The 6,508-nt window shown below is 54.1% G+C and carries 3 protein-coding genes and 2 pseudogenes; 2 read left to right on the top strand and 3 right to left on the bottom strand.

Annotated features, from left to right (window positions below):
* Positions 1–447, bottom strand: a pseudogene (locus tag ACXPVS_RS26995) (hypothetical protein); the annotation flags it as partial.
* A gap of 216 nt (positions 448–663) precedes the next feature.
* On the opposite strand from ACXPVS_RS26995, the gene ACXPVS_RS26990 reads away from it, so the two are divergent.
* Positions 664–792 (top strand): hypothetical protein, encoded by a 129-nt coding sequence (locus tag ACXPVS_RS26990; protein WP_458512613.1) that lies wholly within the window; start codon positions 664–666, stop codon positions 790–792.
* Between the two features lie 130 nt (positions 793–922).
* Positions 923–1,156, top strand: a pseudogene (locus ACXPVS_RS26985) (IS4 family transposase); the annotation flags it as partial.
* 228 nt (positions 1,157–1,384) lie between these two features.
* Here ACXPVS_RS26985 and ACXPVS_RS26980 read toward each other — a convergent pair.
* Both ACXPVS_RS26980 and ACXPVS_RS26975 read right to left on the bottom strand, forming a co-directional pair.
* Complete coding sequence (locus ACXPVS_RS26980; protein ID WP_458512612.1) at positions 1,385–1,954, bottom strand: hypothetical protein; 570 nt, start codon at positions 1,952–1,954, stop codon at positions 1,385–1,387.
* On the bottom strand, positions 1,951–6,426 hold the full coding sequence (locus ACXPVS_RS26975; protein WP_458512614.1) for a hemagglutinin repeat-containing protein: 4,476 nt from the start codon (positions 6,424–6,426) through the stop codon (positions 1,951–1,953). Before ACXPVS_RS26975 ends, ACXPVS_RS26980 begins: the two co-directional genes overlap by 4 nt.
* Between the last annotated feature and the right edge of the window lie 82 nt (positions 6,427–6,508).

Here is a 6,508-nt window from a genome sequence, read left to right as displayed (position 1 = left end):
GTTGGCGTTGGCCAGGTACAGCACTGGCACCAGCACTTGCTCGCCGTTCACTTCGGCGTTTTCCATCCAGACAATGTCGTGGGTCAGGGCCGCGACTTGCTCGGAGGTCAGGCTGACGCCCAGCGACAGGTTGAGCTCTGTTTTGCTGGCGATGGCGTTGTTCATCAGGTATTTGAACAGGCCTTCGTCGCTGGTCTGGCCGTCGATGAAGCGTTGGCCGGTGCGGGCGACCACGGCTTGCTGGATCAAGCGTTGTTCATAAAGGCCATCGCCCAGGCGCTTGGCGCTTTGGTCGGGGTCGTAACCCAGGTTCGACAACAGGTAATCCGAACTCATGAATTGCTTGAGGTTGGTGAGGACCGGGTTGGTTTCGATCAGGTACTTCTGGGGTTTGGACTGGCCGCTGCTGGCCGGCAACCCTTGGACACGATTGACGGTAAAGGCTGTGGAACGACCAGGCAGTGCCGAGCCGGTTGAATTGGGGCTTCTATGTCCAGCAGTCGCCTGAGCAAGTCGCAGCCTCGCTGAAGAAGTCGTACACCGGTCTCCAACAGCATTTTTGCGCGGCCGGAGATTTGGTCCGAACAACAATTAGCGTGGCTACCGGAGATCTCTGGCGAGACAGCGGGTAAGTTGGTAACGGATACCTCGGAACGAATTTTCATGGTTGAGCCGGCACCTGGGGATCTCGCGGGCAGCAAAGGCATGTTGACCTGCTCGACTCAGGGCAAGATCAGCGAAGCGGCGTTGAAGTCAAGCCGTCCTGATCTGCTCTCGGCGCCTCAAGGCTGATAGAAAATCGGGGGACAGCCCCTGAGGAATCATCAATTTTTCTTACGATAAATCAAGAATTTAGGAATTAAAGATACCTGCATGGGACGGCGGCTTGTATTACATCGGACAAAAACAAGATCTCGATCCCATGCAGGCCATACGATTCTTACACCGCGCACTCGTCCAAGCACTTCCCACTGTCCATTCTCGTCGTCTGAAAACATTGATGTGTTGTGTCAGCGCATTACTCCAAAGAAGCCTCACTCTGACGGGACTTGGCCGATTCATGTCAGGCAAGACCTACCCCAAACACGCCATTAAACGAGTAAATCGGTTGCTGGGTAATCGGCATCTGCAAACCGAGCGCTCGCTGTTTTACTGGGGCGGGTTACCGCCAGGGCGGTACTACAAGCATCATCACCGCTTGATCCATATGGGTGACTGGCGCGATCCGGTCGCAGCCAGCAACGAGGAAACGGGGTCGACCGGTTCAACCGATCAGGTTTAGCGAGGGAACACCCTGCCAATAAAAAGCAGGGCTGGTAGGCTTTGGATCTTGACGTAGGGCCGGCTAATGGGTGTCCCCGTTTCCTCGTTTATCCCTTTCCACCTAAACAACCATAATCATAAGTACAACTTGATCCTTAGACTCTTCCAAGTCCCCTACCCCTCCACCACCGAAAATTATTCCGCCGGACCTGGTATAAAACCACTCATCTCCTTCATCAAAATCTAGTTCGTAGTAAAAATCCGCGCAATCCATTCGCGAACCTAGCTTAATCCCTTCTGCCAAACACCCTTGATATGAGTAGGTAAGCTTTTTATCACCTAACGAGTCGAAGTAGTCAAACATCCATACTGAAATGTTGGACACCTTCCCATCCGAAAAAGCAACCACCAACGCTCTTGTTTCGGACAAAACCCTTTTTGAATCTGGAAACTGTAAATACCAACCCGTAAGAGCTAAATCTGCAACGCTGAACCCAAAATACACCCGCCCTGGCTTCTCTACAATTTCAAGTAAAAACAATGGCGCACCAAGAAATTTATATAGCCCTTTTGTAGAGTCAACACAAAACGCATCAAGCGAAACTTTAAACTCTTCGAGTGCTGTGCCCAACTCAATCCCAGCCAGTGTCACACCCGGAACTATAGGTGCGCTCCAGCTAAAGCGGCTCATTTCAGTACCCATATGTCATTTTTATAAACCAGACCTTGACCAACCGAATTATAGAAAACTGTATTTTTTTCAAGATCCGCCTCAAACACACCTGCTGAGTTGGCTTTGTATTTAACCTTATAGTTCTCAGGATCAATAACTTTCACTTTAGTACCATCCGTAAAGGTAAATTTATAATACTGACCGCCATGAGTAGATAGAGAGCTTTCGGGGCTAAATTGCACTTCTTTGATTAGAGGATGCCCTTCCACTGTAAATACTTGAGCATTTCCTGAGCTATCAGGACTCGGAGGTTTAGGCGTGGTTTTCGCACCATCCATCCTATACATCTGAACAAGATCGTCTAGTGACGCCCCCCAAACCTGATCCAAGGATCGCGGAATTCCCGCTTCAATTGCAAGTTTAAGCCGAAGCTCTTCTCGTGCAATTGCTGACGTTGCCGGAATACCGTCATCGACTTCAATTGGTTTTTCAGGTCCAGTAGGCGATTTTGGTGTTACAGGATCAACATCTTTCGGCGGTGTCACCTCAACCTTAGGCGGCGTTACATCAGTTTTTGGCGGTGTTACCGGCTTCGTCGGATCAAGCACCGGCACATCGGTATCCCGCATGACGCCGTCCAACTTGGTAATCTGAGTTTTGACGGCATTGATATCAACCGACGCGCCCATTTTTTTCACGGTCCCGACCGAGACGTCGATGCCCATTTCCGAAAGTTTCAGCGCACTGTTGGCAGAACTAGTCCCCCCTCCCATCATGAGCTGGGCAACAATCGCCACCACCTGCCCCAACTGGTTACCGAGGTTTTCTGCATTGGCATCGCCGCCTTCGACGACCGCCTTACCAATTTGATCAATTTGCGACTTGAGCGCAGCGGCGACTGCCTCCCCCAACAACGCTTTAGCTTCGTCGGAGTATACGAACTCCTTTGCGGCCTTCAGGCTCTGCACCGGGTCAGTCATGAAGGAAACGGCGCTATCCAAAGTGCCTAATCCCGCGCCAGCCATGCCGTCAGTGAAACCTTTGAGAATCCCCGAACCGGTCAACAAATCCTGCCGCAAAGAAGTGATTTGCCACTTTCCAGCAATTTCCATTTTTTTGAGGAAATTGGGTTCAGCATCAATCTCTTTCTTCGCCTGAACATACTGCTGCGTCGCCAACCAGTTGTTATCAACATTCGCCGTGGCCGCATTGTTGGCGGTCGCCGAACCGTTCGGGTTACTCATGGCCGCAATACCGGTCACCATGCTGGTGATGATGTTGCGCTTGGCTTCACGTTCGACAGCGGTTTCATTTGGATCAGAGTCCGCGAACAGCCCCGCCAGCACACTGGCGGCAGAGCCACCCAAGGCACCAGCCGAGCAGCTCTGGTTACTGGCGGCTGCACCGGCACACCCGAGAATCGCATGCAGCGCCGCGTGCTCAGGGCTACCTTCCTTCAGGCCCTTTTTCACCAGTTCGCCGATGTACGCCGAGCCTTGCTGCTGGACGTAGTTGACCACCATGTTTTGCGCGAACTGGGCGCCGCTGCCGGCTACATTGCCACTGATACCTGCGACCAGCGCTGTTGCGATTTGCCGGTAAGTGCCCCCTGCTCCCCAGTTATCGCCGATCTCCTTGACCTGCTGATTGAGCACCAGGTAATTTTCGTGGTGCTTTATCCGATCGTCTTCAGACAAGCTCCTATCATTCGATGCCGCTTTTTCCTTCTCGGCCTGGTCCTTCTTCTGATCGATTTCCCGCGCACGACTCTCAATGTACTGAGAAACGTTCTGCACAAACTTGCCAACAATCTCGAAATCCACGCCGATTTCTTGTGCGTCGAAAATCGGTTTGAGTTTGTTACTGCCATCGCGATCGCTGGAGACATCGGTATTGATTGCGGCAATTGCCTGTTCTGCTGTCTGACCGGTCAACTCCTGCTGCTTGACGGTATTGGTGATGGTGACCGCTGCGCCGCTGATCCCGCTGTGGGTGGTGCTGCTGGAGCTGTCACCGGCGTACAGCACCACCGGTGTAGAAACGCTAAACCCACCCTTACTAGGTACTTTCGGTCCATTTGGGTTGGCCGTGGCGCTGGCATTGCCATTTCCATCACGGCCAATGTCACCGCCGTAACCACCGCTCAGGTTGATGCTGGTGGCATCGTACTCAGCCTTGTTCTTGATGTCGGAGCTGGTCAGTGTCCCGGTGCTCAGGGTGTTTTTGCCGTCGGCTACCGCTTTGTCGGTACTGGCAATAACCGCTCCCTTGAGGTCGGTATTGCCGGTGACCTCGACCTGGAAGCCGCCATTACCGGCCTTGATCCCCGACTGCTCGCTAACGCTGGCGTATTCGCTTTGCATGTGTTGCGCTGCAATGCCGCCACTGACACTGCTGGTGCCATAACAGAATGGGGGAATACAGATACTGACGCCGACGTTCGCGCTCTCTTGTTTGGAGGTGTAGGTGCTGGTGTCCTGCCGGCTCTCAATGTTTAGATCACCGCCCACTTTGACCTTGACCTGGTCAGCGGATACGACCCCGCCTTTGATGTTGGTGTCCCCACCACTCTCCAGATTGACGCTCTTGCCACCCTTGATATACGTGTTGGTCTGGGTGACGTCGTCGCCGTCAGCACTGCCGCGTCCGGCATTCGCCGCCAGGTCCAGCGAGAAGCCGTTCTGCGTCCCACCGAAGCCGAACCCAATCCCGGCACTCCAGCCGCTGTTGCTGTTAGTGCTTTGCTGATGCGCCGTGTTTTGCGCCGACAGCAGGTTGATCTCTCCGTCGGCTTTAAGGCTGACATCGCCGCCGCCCTCAATCCGGCTTCCTACCACATTGATATCGCTGCCAGTTCCGTCACCGGTGGCAACGATCTTGACATTTCCGCCCGCCACGACATCGCTGCCCACTACATTGCGACCGCTTTGGCTGCTTTCACTATGACTGCGGGTGTCACTGAGACTGGCGCTAATCTTGACGCCAGTTGTCGGGTTTTTCATTAATGCCTGACCGGCCTCCAAAGCCTGATTAGCGCTCATGGCCGCATTCACGGCAGCCAACGCGACCATCCGGCCATCACTGGTTTTCTGCGCCGCTTCACCCATCTGCTGAATGCCACGCAACGCGTCAAGCAGCGGAATGCTCACCGTTCCGCCGATGGCTGTACGGCTGGTACTGGCCGTTTTGGTGGATTCCAAGGTGTCGAAACCAGCCTCGATATCGACATGTTTGGCGGTAATGCCGATATCACCTTGAGGCGCGACCAACTGACTGGCTGTTTGGGTGTAATGGTCGCCTGCCGTGAGGCTGATATCGCCGCCCAGCGACGCGATCTGGCTGCCCGACTGGCGAGTAGAGGTGTATTGATCGGCTTCTTTCTGCTTGACGATCCCTGTCGCCCCCTGCCACCAGGAGCCTATTTCACCGACTTTTTTACTGCCGGATTTGGAGCTCGAAGTCTCGGTATTTTCAGCGCTAGTGATCTCCAGATTGCGACCGGCATCGATGCCGATGTTCTTGTCTGCTACCAGCGTACTGCCCTCAACGGTCGTGTCGCGGCCACTCTTGATCTGAATGCTGCCGCCGCTGATATCACTGCCGATGCTTTGGGTTGAGGTCGTTTGCCCTTGTTGTGATTTTTGCGTGGAAGACAGCAAGCCCGTGAACGTTGCACTGGTCCTGCTGGAGCTTTTCGACTGAGAGGATGTTTGAGTTTCCTCGCCAGCACCAATCAATACATCGTTGCCGGCGGTGAGTTTCACTGCTTCTTCAGCACGCAGTGCAGCGGCCGTCAGCGAGATGTCGTTGTCGGCTTTCAGCTCGATGTTTTTGGCGACCAATTCGGTGCTGTTCAAATGGGTCTGCGTGACTTCCGAGCTGCTGGACTTGCTGGAGGACCAGCCCTTTTTAGATGAGGCGTTGGCCTGACTTGCATAGTCTTCGGCGGCATCGAGATTGATGTCGCGGCCAGCGGTAGCGAGCAATGTCCCATCGCTGTTCAGCTTGGCGCCGGTGGCGTTGAAATCTTGCCCGGCGGAGATGACCAATTTTTTCCCGGACTCGACACTCGAACTGACAGACATGACGCTGTCGGTTTCGGTCATCGTCGACTTTTTCTTACCCCACGTGCCTTTCTTGGTTTTCGAGTAGTAGGAGTAGTCGACGTTATCCGCTGTCTCCATATTCACGTCATTGCCGGCGTACAGATAAGCTTCATCCTTTGCACTCACCCGACTGGCAATCAGGTCCAGATCCTTGCCCGCACTGAGCGCAATACTGCCCCCCGCATTGACCGAGCTAGACACCTGACTGACATGATCCTCCTGGCTCGTAACCTTCTTACTCTTGCTATACGAGTGCTGTTCATCCGCCGCCGAGGCCAGGGTCAAGTCGCCGACAGCGCTCATAGTCACATCGCGCTTGGCGTCAATCTGGCTGCCAATGACCGTCAGGTCACGGCCGGCGGTCACTTTCAGGTCCTGCCCCACATCCACGTCTGAGCCATATTGGGTAATGGTCTGATCGCGATGCTGACCGCGCTCGCCGCTGACGATCTGTTCGGCTGATGTG

This window comes from Pseudomonas sp. Ma2-10 (assembly GCF_054330215.1).
The sequence above is the reverse complement of the archived record's forward strand: the minus strand, read 5'-3'. Positions and strand labels throughout refer to the sequence as shown.

What these genes read in the sequence shown, in the direction of transcription:
- ACXPVS_RS26980 (WP_458512612.1), bottom strand. Translation starts at nt 1,954, where the DNA reads ATGAGCCGCTTTAGCTGGAGCGCACCTATAGTTCCGGGTGTGACACTG.
- ACXPVS_RS26990 (WP_458512613.1), top strand. Translation starts at nt 664, where the DNA reads ATGGTTGAGCCGGCACCTGGGGATCTCGCGGGCAGCAAAGGCATGTTG.